General features: G+C 58.8%; 19 protein-coding genes. 9 read left to right on the forward strand and 10 right to left on the reverse strand.

From position 1 onward, the window contains the following. Positions 1–86 precede the first annotated feature (86 nt). From BLR72_RS18970 to BLR72_RS18980, 3 genes are all read left to right on the forward strand, one after another. Positions 87–848, forward strand: a complete 762-nt coding sequence (locus tag BLR72_RS18970; protein WP_091951052.1) for an ABC transporter substrate-binding protein — start codon at positions 87–89, stop codon at positions 846–848. Between the two features lie 153 nt (positions 849–1001). Further along, positions 1002–2396 carry a selenium-binding family protein gene (locus BLR72_RS18975; protein WP_091951054.1) on the forward strand — a complete coding sequence of 465 codons (1395 nt, stop codon included), beginning with the start codon at positions 1002–1004 and terminating at the stop codon, positions 2394–2396. Between the two features lie 34 nt (positions 2397–2430). Then, complete coding sequence (locus tag BLR72_RS18980) at positions 2431–3057, forward strand: hypothetical protein (protein ID WP_091951056.1); 627 nt, start codon at positions 2431–2433, stop codon at positions 3055–3057. Between the two features lie 141 nt (positions 3058–3198). On the opposite strand, the gene BLR72_RS18985 is transcribed toward BLR72_RS18980, so the two are convergent. Next, positions 3199–4188, reverse strand: a complete 990-nt coding sequence (locus BLR72_RS18985) for a substrate-binding domain-containing protein (RefSeq protein ID WP_091951058.1) — start codon at positions 4186–4188, stop codon at positions 3199–3201. A gap of 498 nt (positions 4189–4686) precedes the next feature. On the opposite strand from BLR72_RS18985, the gene BLR72_RS18990 reads away from it, so the two are divergent. The 4 genes from BLR72_RS18990 (at position 4687) to BLR72_RS19005 (ending at position 8654) form a co-directional block, all read left to right on the forward strand. Further along, positions 4687–5430: an ATP-binding cassette domain-containing protein gene (locus BLR72_RS18990; RefSeq protein ID WP_027232209.1), complete on the forward strand. Its 744-nt coding sequence runs from the start codon at positions 4687–4689 to the stop codon at positions 5428–5430. Positions 5431–5471: 41 nt separating this feature from the next. Next, entirely contained in the window at positions 5472–6473 is a 1002-nt protein-coding gene (locus tag BLR72_RS18995) for an ABC transporter permease (RefSeq protein WP_027232210.1), read from the forward strand. Between the two features lie 52 nt (positions 6474–6525). Next, positions 6526–7422: an NAD-dependent epimerase/dehydratase family protein gene (locus BLR72_RS19000; protein ID WP_091951060.1), complete on the forward strand. Its 897-nt coding sequence runs from the start codon at positions 6526–6528 to the stop codon at positions 7420–7422. Between the two features lie 65 nt (positions 7423–7487). Then, entirely contained in the window at positions 7488–8654 is a 1167-nt protein-coding gene (locus BLR72_RS19005; protein WP_091951062.1) for a diphosphate--fructose-6-phosphate 1-phosphotransferase, read from the forward strand. Between the two features lie 122 nt (positions 8655–8776). Here BLR72_RS19005 and BLR72_RS19010 read toward each other — a convergent pair whose 3' ends face one another. The 9 genes from BLR72_RS19010 to BLR72_RS19050 all read right to left on the reverse strand — a co-directional run bounded on the left by BLR72_RS19010 (position 8777) and on the right by BLR72_RS19050 (position 17509). Continuing rightward, positions 8777–9550, reverse strand: coding sequence for an amino acid ABC transporter ATP-binding protein (locus tag BLR72_RS19010; RefSeq protein ID WP_027232213.1), 774 nt, complete (start codon positions 9548–9550; stop codon positions 8777–8779). A 2-nt stretch (positions 9551–9552) separates the two neighbouring features. Continuing rightward, positions 9553–10233, reverse strand: coding sequence for an amino acid ABC transporter permease (locus BLR72_RS19015; protein ID WP_027232214.1), 681 nt, complete (start codon positions 10231–10233; stop codon positions 9553–9555). A gap of 99 nt (positions 10234–10332) precedes the next feature. Then, entirely contained in the window at positions 10333–11103 is a 771-nt protein-coding gene (locus tag BLR72_RS19020) for an amino acid ABC transporter substrate-binding protein (protein ID WP_027232215.1), read from the reverse strand. Positions 11104–11280: 177 nt separating this feature from the next. Then, positions 11281–12351, reverse strand: a complete 1071-nt coding sequence (ugpC, locus tag BLR72_RS19025) for an ABC transporter ATP-binding protein (protein WP_027232216.1) — start codon at positions 12349–12351, stop codon at positions 11281–11283. Between the two features lie 15 nt (positions 12352–12366). Next, entirely contained in the window at positions 12367–13215 is an 849-nt protein-coding gene (locus BLR72_RS19030; RefSeq protein WP_027232217.1) for a carbohydrate ABC transporter permease, read from the reverse strand. Continuing rightward, positions 13215–14051, reverse strand: coding sequence for a carbohydrate ABC transporter permease (locus BLR72_RS19035; protein ID WP_244506771.1), 837 nt, complete (start codon positions 14049–14051; stop codon positions 13215–13217). Before BLR72_RS19035 ends, BLR72_RS19030 begins: the two co-directional genes overlap by 1 nt. A 211-nt stretch (positions 14052–14262) precedes the next feature. After that, the gene (locus tag BLR72_RS19040) at positions 14263–15534 is read right to left on the reverse strand and encodes an ABC transporter substrate-binding protein (protein WP_091951064.1); all 1272 of its coding nucleotides are present in this window, start codon (positions 15532–15534) and stop codon (positions 14263–14265) included. A 50-nt stretch (positions 15535–15584) separates the two neighbouring features. Further along, entirely contained in the window at positions 15585–16772 is a 1188-nt protein-coding gene (locus tag BLR72_RS19045; RefSeq protein WP_027232220.1) for a PLP-dependent transferase, read from the reverse strand. Continuing rightward, positions 16769–17509 (reverse strand): FadR/GntR family transcriptional regulator, encoded by a 741-nt coding sequence (locus BLR72_RS19050; RefSeq protein WP_244506772.1) that lies wholly within the window; start codon positions 17507–17509, stop codon positions 16769–16771. Before BLR72_RS19050 ends, BLR72_RS19045 begins: the two co-directional genes overlap by 4 nt. Before the next feature lie 162 nt (positions 17510–17671). Here BLR72_RS19050 and BLR72_RS19055 point away from each other — a divergent pair, with 162 nt between their 5' ends. Together BLR72_RS19055 and BLR72_RS19060 are read left to right on the forward strand one after the other, a co-directional pair. Continuing rightward, positions 17672–17914 (forward strand): type II toxin-antitoxin system Phd/YefM family antitoxin, encoded by a 243-nt coding sequence (locus BLR72_RS19055; protein WP_091951310.1) that lies wholly within the window; start codon positions 17672–17674, stop codon positions 17912–17914. Next, positions 17915–18358 carry a type II toxin-antitoxin system VapC family toxin gene (locus tag BLR72_RS19060; RefSeq protein WP_091951068.1) on the forward strand — a complete coding sequence of 148 codons (444 nt, stop codon included), beginning with the start codon at positions 17915–17917 and terminating at the stop codon, positions 18356–18358. Positions 18359–18361: the final 3 nt, after the last annotated feature.

An 18361-nucleotide genomic window follows, 5' to 3' on the forward strand; every position in this document is an offset into this window, starting at 1 on the left:
TCTTGCGTGAAAATATCCTTTGCATCCATTCCGCTTCGGCTAATGTGTTGGCGGGCCAAAAGGCCAGGTACCCAAGAGGATGGAACATGAATAAAACGTTTCTGACGATCGCTGCGGCCATCGTCGCTTTTGCATCTAACGCAGCAGCCCAGGATTGGAAAGAAATCCGCATCGCCACTGAAGGCGCTTATCCACCCTTCAATACCCTGAAGGCCGATGGAACGCTGGCTGGCCTCGATGTCGATATCGCCAATGCGCTCTGCGATGAGATGAAGGCAAAATGCACCATTGTTGCGCAAGACTGGGACGGTATCATCCCGGGTCTGATGGCCAACAAGTATGACGCCATCATTGCGTCCATGAGCATTACCGAAGAGCGCAAGCAGAAGATCGATTTCACCAACAAATACTATACCACGCCTTTGGCGGTCATCGTCCCGAACGACAGCACGCTCGCCGGCGTCGGCGTCGAAGACATGAAGGGCAAGAGCGTCGGCGCGCAGGCGTCAACGACGCAGGGCAACTATGCGACCGACATCTATGGCAAGGCCGGCGTGGACGTAAAGCTCTACCCGACGCAGGAAGAAGCGGCCGCCGACCTCCAGAACGGACGCATCGACGCGCTGATCTCAGACAAATTCGTCGTGGTCGACTGGCTCAACAATGCCGGCAAGGATTGCTGCAAGATGCTTGCAGACGTTCCGGGAACGGCAACTGAAGCCGGCATCGGCATTCGCAAGGGCGACGACGCGCTGCGCGAGAAGTTCAACAAGGCGATCGATGCCATCGTAGCCAATGGAACCTACAAGACAATCGTCTCGAAGTATTTCCCCTTCGATATCTATTGATCAATACAGAGCCATCCGGCCCCGGTCGGGTGGCCCCGCTCTCATCAAATGACTTGATTGGACAGCACAGCGGCCAGATGCCAAGATTGATACGAAAGTCGCATTGGGGACCGCTCAGCACACTCTGTCATCGATCACGAGGAGAGCATCATCATGGCAACCTGGCAACCTGATCCTTCCTTCTATCCCTCGCCGCGCATGGCGGCGAAAGCGCCGGCCGAAAAACTGGCCTATGTCGCCGCCTTCGATCCCGAACGAAAAATCCCCGACGCCATTACCGTCGTGGATGTCGATCCGCAATCGCCCACCTATTCGCAGATTGTCGGCCAGGTCGATATGCCGAATGCCGGTGATGAGTTGCATCACTTCGGCTGGAATGCCTGTTCGTCGTGCCTTTGCCCGAATGCCCCTCACCCGCATATGGAGCGCCGTTATCTGGTCGTACCTGGGTTGCGTTCATCGCGGCTCCATATCATCGATACCAAGCCCGATCCGAAGAACCCGAAAATCGTCCGCGTCATCGAGCCGGAGGAAGTCGCCGAAAAGGCAGGCTACTCCCGCCTTCACACCATTCACTGCGGGCCCGAGGGTATTTATGTGAACGCGCTCGGCAATGCCGAAGGCAAGGCGCCGGGAGGCATCTTCCTCCTTGATCCCACGAGTTTCGACGTCCTTGGACAGTGGGAGATGGACCGCGGCCCGCAGAAACTCGCTTATGATTTCTGGTGGCATCTCGGGCATGACACGATGGTAACCAGCGAATGGGGAACGCCCGACACGTTTGAGAACGGGCTCGTTCCAGAGATACTGCTCGGGAGCAAGTACGGACGCAGATTGCACTTCTGGGACCTCCACAAGCGCAAGCATCTGCAGGAAATCGATCTGGGGGAAGAATACCAGCTGGTGTTCGAACTGCGTCCGGCGCACAACCCGACCAAGGCCTATGGCTTTGTCGGCTGCGTCATCAGCCTCAAGGATCTTTCCGCATCGATCTGGACCTGGTATCGCGACGGCGACAAGTGGGCCGTGAAGAAAATCATCGAAATCCCTGCCGAGCCGGCGGACCCCGACCTGTTGCCGCCCGTGCTGAAGGGGTTCGGCGCGGTCGCGCCGCTTGTCACCGACATCGACCTTTCCATGGATGACCGCTTCCTCTATGTCTCCTGCTGGGGCACCGGCGACATGATCCAATATGACGTCTCCGACCCTTTCAATCCGAAGGAAACCGGCCGGGTCCGCATCGGCGGCATCGTCTCGCGAACGACGCATCCGAAAGCGAAGAACGGCGCCCTGAACGGCGGGCCGCAGATGGTGGAAATCAGCCGCGATGGCAAGCGGGTCTACTTCACCAACTCGCTCTACGGACCCATCGATCCCCAGTTCTATCCGGAAGGGCTCGAAGGCTGGATGGTGAAGCTCGATGTCGGCGAAAATGGCGGCATCACATTCGATGAGAATTTCTTCATCGATTGGCCGAAGAGCCACCGGCCCCACCAGGTGCGGCTCGAAGGTGGCGATTGTTCGTCGGATTCCTACTGCTATCCATGACGGCATCAGGTCAAACGACGAGCAGACACGCAGAATGACATCCATTTCTCCATGGCTGGTGCTTGCCGGCCTTGGCGTTTTTCATGGTCTCAACCCGGCGATGGGCTGGCTGTTCGCGGTAGGGCTCGGGCTCCACCGCGGCAGTCGCATGGTTGTCTTGCGGTCACTCGTGCCGATTGCGCTTGGCCACGCAGCCTCGATCGCGGTGGTTGCCGTCGTTGCCGTATTGCTCGGCTTCATTTTCGACCAGCGCCCACTCGAAATCGCGGCGGGTATCCTGCTGCTCGCCTGGGCGGCATATCAGGCCGCCTATGGTCACCGGCACCGCGTGCGTGTCGGCATGACCACCGGGATGGTCGGTCTCGGCTTCTGGTCGTTCCTGATGGCGAGCGCGCATGGCGCCGGGCTCATGCTTGTGCCGGTTGTGATCCCGCTTTGCCTCGCGTCGATGCCTGGGCAGGACCTGACGGCTTCGGGGTCGCTCTTGATCGCGCTTGCAGCTGTCGGCACCCACATGGCCGCAATGCTGGCGGTCATTCTTGTTATCGCGCTCACGGTCTATGATTGGTTCGGACTCGCGTTCCTGCGGCGCGGGTGGATCAACTTCGATCTAATATGGATCGCGGCGCTGACGGCGACCGGCCTTATCCTGATTGCCTAGCGCACCAGCTTTGCGGGTCCTATGCTTTCAGGCTCAAAGCCCTCTGCACATCCTGGAATTATGATTGAGCTGCCGGAACAGATTTTTCCAGTTGAACGCAAAGCAAGGAGGACGCAGTGACGCGCCCTCCTCGCCTGAAGGTTACTTCTGAATGCAGGTATCGACAGTATCCTTGGTGCATTCGTCAAGACCGGTAAAAACCGGATCCTCGACGGTCTTGCCTTCAATCAGGTTGATCATGACCGAGGGCGCCTTGTAGCCCATTTCGAAAGGCCGCTGACCAACGAGAGCCGTTACGAGGCCTTCCTTGGCAATGGCGACTTCGTCGCCGATCGTATCGGCCGCGCCGATGACGAATTCATTCTTGGCGATCTTGTCAGCCAGTGGCTTGAACAGGTCACGATACGGCTGAGGCGCCCCGAAGAGCGGCCAGCCACCCATGATGCCGAATGCGTCAAGGTCCGGATTGGCGGCCAGGATATCCGTCATCGCCTGGACGCCCTTGGCGCCGTCATCATTGGTAAACACCGGGCAACCGGCAACTTCTGTCCAGCCGCCCTCGCCTTTCAGGGCGGTCAAGCCCTTCTGGCCGCTGAGCGTGTCGCGCATGCCCTGTGCACGGCGCAGGATATTGTCCGCACCGGGGTTGCCTTCGATCGTGCATATCTTGCCGCCACTCGGCTTGCCCTTCTTGATGTACTCGCCGATCTTGGCGCCCATCAGGTAGTTGTCCGTGCCAAGATAGGTCTTGCGCAGGGCAGAGTCTTCTGCAGCAAGGTCGGCATCGAGCGTCATGACCGGAACCGTTGGATTGGCGGTCTTGATCGTCTGCGCGATCAGCTTGGCGTTAGATGGTGAAATGGCAATCGCGGCCGTGTCTGCCTTACCCAACACGTCCTGGACAATCTGCGCCTCGCCTGCCTCATCGGATGTCGAAGCTGGACCGGTGTAGAAGCACTCGTACTCCGAGTTCGCGTTCTCCTTGTTCCACTTCTGGCAGCCCTGGTTGATGGCTTCGAAGAATGGATTGTCGAGACCCTTGACGACGATGACAAGCTGCTTCTTCGCCAGAGCTGGTCCGGCACCGAGAGCGAGCGCAGCGGCGGCTAACAGTAGAATTGATTTCCTCATTTGTTCCTCCCTTGAACCCAACGGACACGAGCGTGCCCGCCACACAGATCAATCTGGATGCCAGACAATACGAGGTTGTTCTGCAATCACACGTATCGCGGAAACCAGTCGATAGTTATTTCAGTCCGATGCAGGCGACCTTTGCCTGATCCCGATGTCTTCCAGGTTCCGGTTCGAACCGGGAACGAGCGGCGAGTACGCGTTACCGCATTGACCGCGAACGGGTTCCGCCCGACTTGCCCCGTCGCTTTCGTGATCAGATATTCCTCCCTGACGCTAGCTAATAACGCCAACGTTTCCCCGTCAACGGGTATTTGTAATATAAAACTATTTTTGGTTGTATGGGCTTGCAATCACCCGAAAGTTGATTGACGCTTGATTGAGCGTTTGCGTAAATTCGACCTACCGCTTTCCTTGGGAGGGGATGGAAGGTCGCGACAATGTCCGCACGAACGAGCGGGATAGCGAGCGCACAGAAAAAGGGAGGCAGGTTAGCTGGTGGCGGTTCTCGAACTCATCAATATTTCGAAGCATTTCGGCGCGATACAAGCGGTCAATGATGTTTCATTCGCGATTGAACCCGGCCAGGTCGTCGGCCTCATGGGGGACAATGGCGCCGGTAAATCAACGCTCGTGAAGATGATCGCCGGGAATTTCCGCCAGAGCGAAGGCACCATGCGCATGGATGGTGCCGAACTCATCATGCACAAGCCGATCGATGCCCGTCAGCATGGAATCGAGATCGTCTATCAGGATCTTGCGCTCTGCGACAATCTCTCGGCGGCGGCAAACGTCTTTCTTGGGCGCGAACTGCGGCGGGGTTTCGGTCCCATCCGCATCCTCGACTACGCCAACATGTACAAGCGCGCCGGCCAGATCTTCGCTGAACTGAAATCCGAGACGCGGCCGCGCGACCTGGTCAAACAGATGTCCGGGGGGCAGCGCCAGGCCGTTGCGATCGCGCGCACGCGTTTATCAGAGGCCAAGATCGTGCTGATGGACGAGCCGACAGCGGCAATCTCGGTCCGCCAGGTTGCTGAGGTCCTCAACTTGATCCGCAACCTGCGCGATCAGGGAATTGCAGTGATCCTCATCAGCCACCGCATGCCAGACGTCTTCGACGTGGCCGACCGGGTCATTGTCATGCGGCGCGGCAGGAAGGTTGCTGACAAGTCGATCGGGGCGACGTCGCCTGAAGAAGTCACGGGATTGATCACCGGCGCGATCGAACAGCTTGCCTGATCCGTCGGGCATCGAACCATTTGGAGGAACCGAGGTCGACCATGGCCATCACACTTGATCAGACAATCAACCAAAGGCAGCACAACTGGCTCTCGTCCGTCCTGGGAAGCCAGACGTTCTGGGTACTGATAGCCGTTATCCTCGCCTGTATCTTCCTCTCGTTCGCCACGGATTCCTTCGCGACGACCAAGAACCTTTACAACATCACGCGCAACGTCACCTTTGTCGCGATCATCGCGCTCGGCATGACACTGGTCATCATCACGGGAGGAATCGATCTCTCGGTCGGATCGGTCCTCTGTTTATGCAGCATGATCCTCGGCGTGGTCATGCATGCCGGCTACAGCATCGAAATCGGCATTGCCGCGTCCATCGCCACCGCTCTCGCCATCGGTGCGTGTCATGGCATCCTGATTGCCTATATTGGCATGCCCCCCTTTGTCGTCACGCTCGGCACCTTGTCGATCGCGCGCAGTCTCGCCATGGTCGCCTCCGGCAACACGGTGGTGTTCCAGTTCGGGCCCGACCATGACAAATTGCTCGCGCTCGGCGGTGGCGCGTGGTTCCTCGGCATCGCCAATCCTGTCCTTTACATGATCGTACTGGCGCTCCTGACCGGCTTTGTGCTGCGCTGGACAAGGTTCGGGCGCCATGTCTATGCGATAGGCGGCAATGAACATGCGGCGACCCTCACCGGCGTGCCGGTCCGGCTCATCAAGGTTGCCGTCTATATGATCTCCTCACTATCGGCCGGCATCGCCGGCATCATCCAGACCGGCTGGCTGGGCGCGATTACCACCAATATCGGCACGGGTCTTGAACTTCAGGTCATCGCCGCGGCCGTCATTGGTGGCGCGGCCCTCGCCGGCGGCGTTGGCACCGCGCTCGGTGCGCTAGTCGGCGCAGCGCTGATCGAGGTGATCCGCAACAGCCTTGGTCTTCTTGGTATCAATGCCTTCTGGCAAGGCTGTTTCATCGGCGGCGCAATCCTCTTCGCCGTCCTCTTCGACAGGCTGCGCAACCTGCGCCAAAGCGACAATTGAGGGCATTGCCGACTCCCAGGCGGCAGTGCCCCGGTACATGGAGAAAACCAGAATGAAGAAGCGTATCGTGTTCACCGGCGGCGCTGGCAAGGCGGGGCGTCACGTCATTCCCTACCTCGTCGAGCACGGCTATGAGGTTCTCAATATCGACCTCGTTGCCCTGGACTATCCAGGCGTCAATACCCTGTTTGCCAATATCACCGACAGCGGTGAAATGTTCAACGCCCTTTCGAGTCACTTCGGCTTCGATGGGTTCGAGACTGGCAATGGTCCGGCGCCGATCGATGCCGTCGTGCATTTTGCCGCGGTGCCTCGCGTTTTGATCAAGCCCGACAACGAAACGTTCCGGGTCAATACGATCGGCACTTACAATGTCATCGAGGCGGCGGTCAAACTCGGTATCCGCAAGGTCATCATCGCCTCAAGCGAAACGACCTATGGCGTTTGCTTTGCCGAGGGCGACAAGGATTTCCACGCGTTCCCGCTCGAAGAAGATTACGACATCGATCCGATGGACAGCTACGGACTGTCGAAGCTCGTCAACGAGAAGACTGCGCGGGCCTTCGCCATGCGCACCGGCGCGGACATTTACGCGCTGCGCATCGGCAATGTGATCGAGCCGCATGAATATGATCGCTTCCCGGATTTCATCGCCAATCCGATGTCGCGCAAACGCAATGCGTGGAGCTACATCGACGCCCGCGATCTCGGGCAGATCGTCGATCTGGCGATCAAGAAGGACGGTCTCGGCTTCCAGGTGTTCAATGCGGTCAACGACACGATCACGGCGACGCTGCCGACGCAGGAATTCCTCGCCAAATACTGCCCCAATGTGACGATCACCCGCGAACTTGGCGAGTTCGAAGCGCCATTGTCCAACCGCAAGACACGCGAAGTCCTCGGGTTCCGCGAAGAGCATGATTGGCGGAAATACGTCAAACAGAGTTGACTTCCCCCTCCCCTCAAAGTCCAATTGCTTCGTCAAGGCAAAGATGACAAGAGCGGAGGGCGGACATGAGCGAGACATTCGTAATTGCGCAAGGCGGCGGCCCTACCGCCGTCATCAACCAGACGTTGGCTGGAGCGGTGATCGAGGCGCGCAAACGCCATAGGGGCGCCCGCATTCTCGGTGCGCTCCATGGCGTGCGCGGCATTCGCGACGGCAATTTCGTCGACCTCTCCGACCTTCCCGAGGAGCAGCTCCGTTTGCTCGGCGCAACGCCCAGCGCCGCATTAGGGAGCACGCGCGACAAGCCGGACGCAGCCTATTGCGAAAAGGTCCTGAAAGGTCTGAGACAGGCGGGCGCCACGGCCTTCATCTATATCGGCGGCAACGATACGGCTGGGACGCAACAGATCCTGAATGACGCGGCAGGCGGCGATATCGCCTTCGTTCACGCGCCGAAGACGATCGACAATGACCTTGAAGAGAACGACCACACTCCGGGGTTCATCTCGGCCGCCGAGTTCGTCGCTACGGCTTTCGCCAGCGTCGATCTCGATTTCCGCGCCTTGCCGGGCATCTATGTCGGCATCGTCATGGGCCGGCACGCCGGCTTTCTGACCGCCGCAGCAGCCGCATGGCAATTTGACGACGAGAGCGGACCGCATCTCCTCTATGTTCCCGAACTCGCCTTCTCGCCAAAGCGTTTCGTCGAGGAGGTACGCTCCGTCATCGATCGTCATGGCCGCTGCATCGTTGCCATGTCCGAAGGCGTTACCGCCGAGGACGGCCGTTCGGTGGTAGAAAATCTCGTGCCGCGCGAGCGCCTTGAATTTGACGCGCATGGCAATGTTCGCCTCTCCGGTGGCGATCTCGGCATGGCGGTGGAACAGGCCTTGCGCGACGGATTGCCCGGCGTACGCGCCCGGGTTGACACATTCGGCTATTTGCCGCGCGGCAATGCCGGGATGATCAACGCGACCGATGCGCAAGAAGCTTTTGATGCGGGCGCATTTGCGGTCGAAGCTGCAGCACAGGGCGGAGGCTCGGTTGCGTTGCAGGAAGAAGGCGGCGTAACACGTATCCGCCTGGTGCCCCTCGCCAATGTCGCGGGAAAGACGCGTCACTTGCCCCCCGGCTTCCTGTCTGCGGAGGGAACGCGTCTTGCTGCCGGCGGCAAGGCCTATTTCGACCGGTTGCTGCCACGGCGGCTCAAACTCGCGAAACCGTTTGTCTAGAGCTACGGGGAACAGCTATTGCGCGACGCGGTCCGCGTCCATTCAGGATAAGTGGGAAATTCACAACTTCCCCGCCGACACGGATTCACTGGATTGACACGAAGCCCAGACGGGTAGGGAAATCAGATCCCCTCGCCTTGGGTGTTCCTCTCCTCATGCGTCAATGTCGCGATGAACCGTTTTGTTCGTTCGCGTTGCGGACGCGTGAAGATATCGCGCGAAGACCCTTGTTCGACGATGACTCCACCGTCGAGAACAATGACCTCATTGGCGATTTTCGATGCGAGCCGCAGATCGTGCGTCGCCATCACCATCGTCGTTCCTTCACGGGCAAGTTGCGCCAGCACGTCGACTACCTCGCCCGATAGTTCGGGGTCGAGCGCCGATGTCGGCTCGTCGCACAGGAGGACCTTTGGCGAAGGCGCGAGCGCCCGCGCGATGGCCACACGCTGCTGCTGGCCGCCCGAAAGCGTCGAGGGCCATACCTCGGCCTTGTGGGCGAGGCCAACCTTTTCGAGAAGCATCATGGCCCGTTCGCGCGCGCGCTCCTTCGGCCATTTCAGTACGGTGGTGAGTCCCTCGGTGACGTTCTCGATGACGGTCCGGTGCGGGAAGAGCTGGAAGTTCTGGAACACCATGCCGGTGTGACGGCGAAGCCTGTGAACGTCCTTGCTGTTGACGCGAAGGTCCGGTCGAAACTCCAACCTGTCGCCGGCTATATCGACGGATCCGGAGGTCGGAATTTCCAGGAGGTTGATGCAGCGCAACAGCGTGCTCTTGCCCCCTCCCGAAGGGCCGACGAGTGCCATGACCGCGCCTTCGGCAACGCTGAGCGAGACCTCATTCAGCACTGTCAGATCGCCGAAACGCTTCACGATATTTTTGAGATCGACCATGCTCATGAGCGCGCCTCCAGGAAGCCGCCATAGCGATTGAGGCGCGTCTCCAGCCGCGCCTGCAGCGATGACAGGACCGAGCTCATCACGAGGTAGATCAACGCCGCCTCGACATAGAGGATCAGTGGTTCATAGGTGGTTGCAACGATGCGCTGCGCTGCCTGGAACAATTCCGGCACCGTGATTGCGGCGGCAAGCGAGGTATCCTTGACCAGCGAGATGAAGGTATTCGACAGGGGCGGAACGGCGACCCGCGCGGCCTGCGGGAGGATCGTGCGACGCATCGCCTGCCCCCAGCTCATGCCGATCGAATAGGCAGCTTCCCATTGCCCCTTGGGCACGGAGGAAATGACCGCACGCAAGATCTCCGACGTGTAGGCACCGATATTGAGCGTGAAGCCGATCAACGCGGCGGTGAACGCATCAAGGACGATACCGACGCTTGGCAGACCGTAGAAGATCAGAAACAACTGGACGAGAAGCGGGGTGCCGCGAATGATCCACACGTAGAACTTGATGACCGCTGCAAAGGGTGCCGGGGCAAACAAGCGGACGAGCGCTGCGATCAGGCCGACAGCCAGCCCCAGGACGAAGGAGAGCAGCGTCAGGGGAATGGTGAAAACCAATCCTGCCCAGAGCAGCGAGGGCAGCGATTCAAGCATCAGTGTCAGCCAATGGGTCAAATCCGGTTCTCCCTGGTGAGCCCGTATTTTAATAGGAAAAAGGCAGGGACAAATGCCCTGCCCTCTTAGAGCGCAAATCGCGCCGGTCGTAAACGGGTGTTACTTGGAGACGTCCTCGCCGAAATACTTGTCGGCAATCTTCTTGTAGGTACCATCCGCCTTGATCGTCTCGAGCGCCTTGTTGATCGCAGCCAGGAGATCCGGCTCGTTCTTGCGAATGATGATGCCGGAAAAGTCGGCATTTTCCTGCTGGGCGGCGATCTTCACATTGGCGTCCGGCTTGTGCTTCTTGAAGTCGAGGAACGAGAGGCTGTCATTGATCGTTGCATCGGCGCGGCCGTTGAGGACGAGCTGGATCGACTGGTCGAAACCATCGGTACCAACGAGCTCGGCGCCCGCTTCCTGCGCGATCTTGCCGAAATTGCTCGACAGGGACTGCGCCGATTTCTTGCCCTTCAGATCAGCGAAGGTCTTGATATCGGCATTGTCGCCCTTGACGATGAGAACAGCCTTGGAGGCGATATAGGGCTCGGAGAAATCATACTTCTGCTTGCGAGCCTCGGTGATGCCAACCTGGTTGATGACAGTGTCGTAGCGGTTCGCGTCAAGACCGGCGATGAGGCCATCCCACTTGCCTTCGAGGAACTGTGGCTTGACGCCGAGGTTCTTGGCGATCGCCTCGCCGATCTCCACGTCGAACCCGACGAGCTTGCCGGCCGCGTCATGATAGGTGAACGGCGCGTAGGTACCTTCGGTGCCGATCTTCAGGACACCCGCCGCCTTGATCTTTTCCAGATTCGATTCTGCATGGGCCTGTGCGGGCACGATTGCGAGAGCGCCGATGACGAGGAGCGATTTCAGCCAGTTCATTTGTTTCCATCCATTGTTTTAGCCTTTTGGCGAATGATCGGAAAATGTCACTTTGCTTGGCTGCTGCATAGGCATTCCCAGCCAGCAAAATCTGCTAAACGGCGAAAGCAATACCAGAAATCGCCGAAACAGCGAAATATTATTCCAGACGCTTTTTCGCGGAAGGCGACGATCGCCTTAGGCCAATCTCATGCCCGACTTGGCGTGGAAGACGTGAACATTTTCCGGCTTGACGCCGAGGCCGATCATATCGCCCGGAGCGCGATCGGTGCGCCCCATGGCGAAGATGCATACCTGCTGATCCGCCATCTTCGTATAGAATTGCGTCGAGAGGCCCAATGGCTCGATGACCTCGATCCTGGCCTTCAAATCATCCGCCCCGCCGATCTCGATGTTTTCCGGCCGTACGCCAACGACAATCCTGTCGCCGTCGGCAAGGTTGAGTTCCTGCCGGAGCGGTACGAACTGGCCATCGGCAAGCTCCGCGGCACTCGTTCCGTTCTGGTTGGTGACAACGGCCGGCAGGAAGTTCATCCCGGGCGAACCAATGAAGCCGGCAACAAAGAGGTTCGCCGGATGGTCGTAGAGTTCGAGAGGCGTTCCGACCTGCTGGATCACGCCATCGTGCATCACAACAATACGGTCGGCCATGGTCATGGCTTCAACCTGATCGTGGGTGACATAAACAGACGTCGTCTTCAACTGCTGGTGCAGCGCCTTGATCTCGGTGCGCATATGTACGCGCAACTTTGCGTCGAGGTTCGACAAGGGCTCGTCGAAGAGGAAGACCTTGGGATCACGCACGATCGCCCGCCCCATGGCGACGCGCTGGCGCTGACCGCCGGAAAGCTGACGCGGAAGCCGCTCGAGGAACACGTCGAGGCCGAGACGCTTGGCGGCGCTGCCGACGCGGCTCATGACGAGGTCCTTGGCCGTCTTGCGCAGCAAGAGGCTGAAGCCCATGTTCGCCGCCACGTCCATATGCGGATAGAGCGCATAGGACTGGAACACCATGGCGATGTCGCGATCCTTGGGCGCGACATCGTTGACGACACGATCGCCGATCTTGATCTCGCCGGCAGAAATTTCTTCCAGCCCCGCAATCATGCGCAACAGCGTGGACTTGCCGCAGCCCGATGGCCCGACGAGGACGACAAACTCGCCGTCGGCGATCGAGAGATCAACGGAGGACAGCACGTTCATGGCGCCGTAGTTTTTCTGAACATTCGATATGGTGACAGAAGCCATGGGATTTATCCTTGGTTAGCCCTTCACTGCGCCGGCGGTGAGGCCGGTGACGAGGTAGCGTTGCAGGAAGGCGAAGAACAGGCAGGCCGGAATCAGCGCGAGCACCGAAGCCGCCATCATCTGCCCCCAGTCCACGGCGAATTTGCCGATGAAGGTGAGGAGCCCGACGGCAAAGGTCTTCTGGCTGTCACTGCTGATCAGCATCAGCGCGAACAGAAGTTCGCTCCATGCGGCGGTGAAGACGAAGCCGAGGGTTGCGCCCATACCGGGCAGTGTAAGCGGAATGATGACCTTGCGCAGCGCTTGTGAGCGGCTGCAGCCGTCGATCATCGCGGCTTCCTCTAGGTCCTTGGGAATACCGTCGAAGAACGACTGCATCAGGAATGTAGCAAAGGCGATGTTGAAGGCGGTGTAGATGATGATGAGCCCGGTGAGACTATTGGTAAGCCCAAGCTGACCCATGATGCGGTAGATCGGCGGAATGACCATCACCAGCGGAAATGTCTGGGTCAGGAGCAGGGTCACGGCGACGGTTGTCTTGCCATGGAATGAGAAGCGCGACATGGCATAGCCAGCCGCCGAGGCTATGATCGTCACCAGCGCAGCGGTTATTACCGACACGATGACGCTGTTGAGGAAGTAGCGCGGGAAATCGGTGGCACGCAGCACGGTGACGTAGTTTTCCCACGTCGAGGTCGACGGCCACATCGTGATGCCTTCCGAATATAGCAGCGATTGCGGCGTCACCGAAATCTTCAGCGTCCAGAACAGCGGGAACAAGGCGAAAATGACATAGGCCCCGACTGCGCCATAGAGACCTATGGCCCCGAAGATCCGGGCATTGCGCGAGCGTCCGGCGATCATCAGGAATACCTCACGAGTGCTTTGCGGATACGGATCAGGACGACCGCGTAGAGGATGAGGAGCGCGAGGAGGAGTACGGCAACCGCCGATGCGTAGCCCTTGTCGAGCGTCTTGAATGCGCTGACATAGATGTAGGTCGCGACAGTATTGGTGGAACCCGCCGGTCCACCCTCGGTCATCACGTAGATGAGGTCGGCGAATGTGGCGATCCAGATTGTCCGCAGCATGACCGTGATGGCGATGGTAGGTGCAAGGAACGGCAAGGTCACTTTGGTGAAACGTTGCCATGGATTGGCGCCGTCGATCGCGGCGGCTTCATGCAGTTCCGACGGGATAGACTTCAGCGCCGCCAGCAGGGTAATCGCAAAGAACGGGATGCCGAACCAGACATTGGCGATGATCGGCCCCCACATGGCTGTCGCGGGATCGGAGAGGATATTGGTCGGCTCTGACTTGAGACCGAGCGCATAGAGCCAGTGTGGCAGAGGCCCGACGATCGGATTGAAAAGCCAGGCCCAGGTAAGACCCGAAAGAAACGAGGGCACCGCCCATGGCAGGAAGACGATGGCCTGGACCAGCTTCTTGCCGGCGAAATTGCGATCGAGGAGCAGTGCGAGGCCAAGCCCAAGGAAGAACTGGAAGAAAAGGCTCGCGACCGTCCACCACAGGGTGTTGATCAGCGCCTCGCCCAGCACCTTGTCGTGTAGCATCGTCTGGTATTGTGCGAGCCCGACAAACTCAGACTTGAAGGCGGAAAACTTGCGGAAGGAATAGCTGATGCCGAAGATCAGCGGTACCACAAGAACGAGGAGCAGAAATACGAGGGCCGGACTCATATAGGCCCATGGTTCAAAGGCATCGGCAAAGCTTCGCTTCTCGCCGGCCCTTCCGCCCTTCTGCGGCAAGCCTGCCGCTGTCGATTGCATGACCATACCTATCGAACCCCTCATCTCGATGTCGTTTCGAATTCGCCGCCTTGTTTCCGGCTTGGCGAACCAAAAGAAATGCTCCGGCACGGTCCGCGCCGGAGCATCGTTGCAGGTGACGTTATTTCTTGTTCTTGGCCATCCAGGCCTGCTGCTGTTCGGTCAGGAACGCAGCCCACTCGTCGGCGACCTCTTTCGCCGTCTTTTGGCCGAGCAGAACTTCCTGGAAATTCTTGACCGAAACCGAGTCATAGAAATTGCCGAGGTTTTCGAGATGCGTCGGCGGCGTGACGAATTCGAAGGTCTTCGGATCGCTCAATTCCTGGAACCAGCCTTTGAAGGCTTCCGAACCGAAATAGGGGTCCTTGTCCGCGCCATTGTGGATCGGCAGGACCCCGACATTCTTGGCGAACTCGATATTGTCCTCGGGCGACAACAAGGTGCCCATGAGCTTCCAGGCCTCGTCCTTGACCTTCGAATTTGCAAACATCGCCCAGCCGGCATAGCCAAGGGTCGGATAGGACTTGCCATTCGGCCCGGTAGGCAGCGGCGCAACGCCGAAATCTTCAGGCTTCATCTTTTCGGCGATACCGATCAGAGCGTCCGGATCCTGGTCGAGCATGGCGCAGGTTCCGGAATAGAAACCGGTCACAACCTCGTTGAAGCCCCAGCTGACGCTATCCTTCGGCGCGTAGCCGCTCTTGTAGATATCGGCCAGCATTTCGAGGCCCTTGACGGCGCCCGGCTCATTGAGTGTCGCGGTACCGTCGGCATTGAAATAGCCACCCTTGCCATTGGCGATGTTCATGAACATCTGCACGCCATTGAAACCGCCGGGTCCGCCACGCAGGCAGTAGCCATACTTGCCCTGGATCGCTGAGATCTTCTTGTTGGCTTCCATGAATTCGTCAAGGGTCTTCGGCGCTTCCTTGAGGCCAGCCTGTTCGAACAGCTTCTTGTTCCAGAACATGGCGCGGACGTAATAGCCGTATGGAATCATGTACTGCTTGTTGTCGACGACGGAGCCGAACTGCTTGGCGCGGTCGCCCAGCGTTGCCGCGTCCTTCCAGTTGGCCATGTAGGGCCCGAGATCCTCAAGCTGGCCATTATTGGCGTAAAGGCCCATCCAGCGCTCCGGCATCTCGACAATATCGGGGGTATCGCCAGCCTGGACCATGGTCAGGAACTTCTCGAACGCCTGGCCCCAGGGCAGCGATACGAGTTCCACTTTCACGCCCGGATTGGCCTGCTCGAATCCGGCGATCTGCTTCTTCAGAAGTTCGGTACGCGGCGGGCTGGAAATCACTTCCACCATCTTGATCGTCGTATCGGCGAAGGCCGCCGATACCGTCATAGACAGTGCCACGATGGCGCCCGCCATAAATGTTCCCATTCGTTTTTGCATTATTGTCTAGCTCCCATTTTTTAGACAGTTCAGAAAGTTCAGCGTTTGGCTTTTGCCAATGCGTTGGTAAGATCCGCCCATAGTTCCTCGACACTTTCGAGCCCCACATGCAGGCGGATGGTTCGCGGGCTTACGCCGAAGCGCCCGATCGAATTGGCGTCCGGCGTCTGCTGCAGCGAGGCCAGCGCCGGTACGACGAGACTTTCGTGACCGCCCCAGCTGACGCCGATGCGGAAGAGTTTCAGCGCATCGACGAAGGTCGGAACATCGATGTCTTCGGTCACCTCAAAGGAAAACAGTCCCGAGTAGCCGGAGAGGGTCGCCTTGCCCGGATGGTTCGAATAGGCCGGATGCATGATGCGGTCGACGCTTTCATGCGCCCTTAACCGCTCAGCGATGGTAAGACCGCTCTTCATGTGGTGCGGCAGGCGCAGGGTCAGGGTGCGCAGGCCGCGCAGCAGGAGCCATGCCTCGAAGGGTGAGAGTTTCGCGCCGAGATAGGAATAGGTGCGGCCGTTGATGCGGTCGATCATCTCGCGCGATCCGGCAACGACACCGGCAACCGTATCGCTATGGCCGCCGAGATATTTCGATGCCGAATGCATCACAAGGTCGATGCCATGGGTGATGGGCTTCTGGAAGAGCGGTGTCGCCCAGGAATTGTCGATGGTCGTAACGACGCCGTGTTGCTTGGCGAGCCGCGCATAGTGGGCGATGTCCTGCAACTCGAACATCATCGAGCTCGGGCTTTCGAGATAGAGCAATTTGGCCCCGGGCAACGCGGCAGCGACCGCATCGGGATCCGAGCCGTCGACATAATCCACCTTGATGCCGAGATGCGGCAACAGGCGCTCGAACAGGCGATAGGCGTCGCCATAGCAGTTGCGCACGGCAACGATCCGATCCCCTGCCCCGACAAAGGCAAGCACCATGGCGCTGATGGCGCCCATGCCGCTCGAAAAGGCGCGCGCTGCCTCCGCGCCTTCCAGCGCGGCGATCTTGCTTTCGAATTCCATCACCGTCGGATTGTCGCCGCGCGAGTACATGGGCTGGCGCTTGCGTCCGGCAAAGGCGTCGGCCATTGCCGCATAATTGTCGAAGGTGAAAAGCGACGTCTGGTAGATCGGCGGCACTACCGAGCCACCCGGGAACGGCTCGTCATGGGCAAGAAGCGTTGCCGCCTGCGCCATTATCTCCTGATCGTGAAAATATGGATTGTCGCTCATTCTTTGCTCTTCTTGGTCTGCTTTTTAAGGTTTGCGTTGCCGCGCTTGAGGTCGTCCTCGACGGTCGCAATGAGTTTCAGCGCCTCGCCGCGGGCAGCGATGGGATTGCGCGCCGCTATCGCGTTGAAAAGCGTGCGGTGATAGGGGAAGCTCGCATGTCCGAAATCGCGCACCCCGAGCGGGTGCTCCCAGAAGCGGTGGAACATCTCGTACATCGCAGCGATTATCTGCTCGAACAGGGGATTGCCGGACGTACGGAACACGGCAAGGTGAAACTCCCAGTCCTCTTCCGCCGACATGCCGTTGCGTTCGTGAAAAACTCGCTCCATGCGGATAAGCTTCTGCTCGATCAGTGCAATATCCGCGTCACTCGCGCGCTCGGCGCACAGCGTGGCGGCCTCCGCCTCCAGCCCGCGTCGAATTTCAAGCGTGTGCATGAGGCTATTGAAGTCGTTGCCCGAAGGCAGGGTCAGCGGCAGGTGAAGCATGTTGCGGGTAACGGCTGCCTTGAGGTAGGTGCCGCTGCCCTGGCGGCGCTCCACGAGGCCGAGTTCCTGCCAGCGCGTCAGCGCCTCCCGCACGGTCGTGCGGCTGACCTTCAAATGCTCGGCAAGGACGCGTTCTGTCGGCAAGCGATCGCCCGGCTTCAGCCTCTCACCCGTCACGAAATTGACCAGCGCGTGCAAAACCGCGTCGTCGCGGGATGATGTGTGCACTGGAGCAAGGATCGGACTGATCACGCGGACAACGCCTAAATTGGTTGGACCATTGTGCCAATTCAACATGAAAGCCAACGGGAGTCAAACCCTGTTTCGCGCTTTTGCGAAATGGACGTGACTATTGACCCAAAGAGCATTTCGCCGTATATGACTACTATAGTCATGAAGGGATTTACAGGTATGCGGGAGATCCAACTAAAGGATGCCAAGGCAACTTTGTCGGCCGTCTTGGATCAGGTGATCGCAGGCGAACCCGCGGTGATCACACGTAGGGGGCGAAAAGAAGCTGTCGTGCTTTCGTTCGAGGAATACGAGCGGCTGTCGCAGGTGCCAAGCCTTGGAAAACTGCTCGCGGCATTCCCCGGCGATAAGGATGACATTCCGGAGCGGAAGCGGAAGCCTATTCGTAATCCGGCGTTTTGAATGTTTTTGATCGACACCAACGTCATATCTGCCCTGTCACCGATGAAAAAAGACCGGCGACAGGAACTCGAGACATGGCTGGACCATGCCAGCCCTTATTTATTCCTGTCCGTTATAACGGCAGCGGAAGTCACGAATGGTATCTTGAAAGCCAAACGTGCCGGTGCCAAACAGAAGGCAACCGCGCTGGCGGCGTGGTGGGAAGCTATCGAACATCTTTATGCCAACAGGCTTCTCGCATTTGATCTTGCTGCCGCGCACGTAGCCGGCACCATTTTAGACTACGCACGCGCTCATGCTCCCGGTTTCGAAGACATTGCCATTGCTGCGACCGCAAAACTGCATGGACTGACAGTCCTAACCGCCAACGAGCGTCACTTCGCACCACTTGGCGTTGTGGTCATCAACCCATTCAAGATGCTTCCGGCGCTGCCCAATCATTAGATT

This window comes from Phyllobacterium sp. YR620, from assembly GCF_900104165.1.
In the GTDB taxonomy this organism is placed as follows: domain Bacteria; phylum Pseudomonadota; class Alphaproteobacteria; order Rhizobiales; family Rhizobiaceae; genus Phyllobacterium; species Phyllobacterium pellucidum.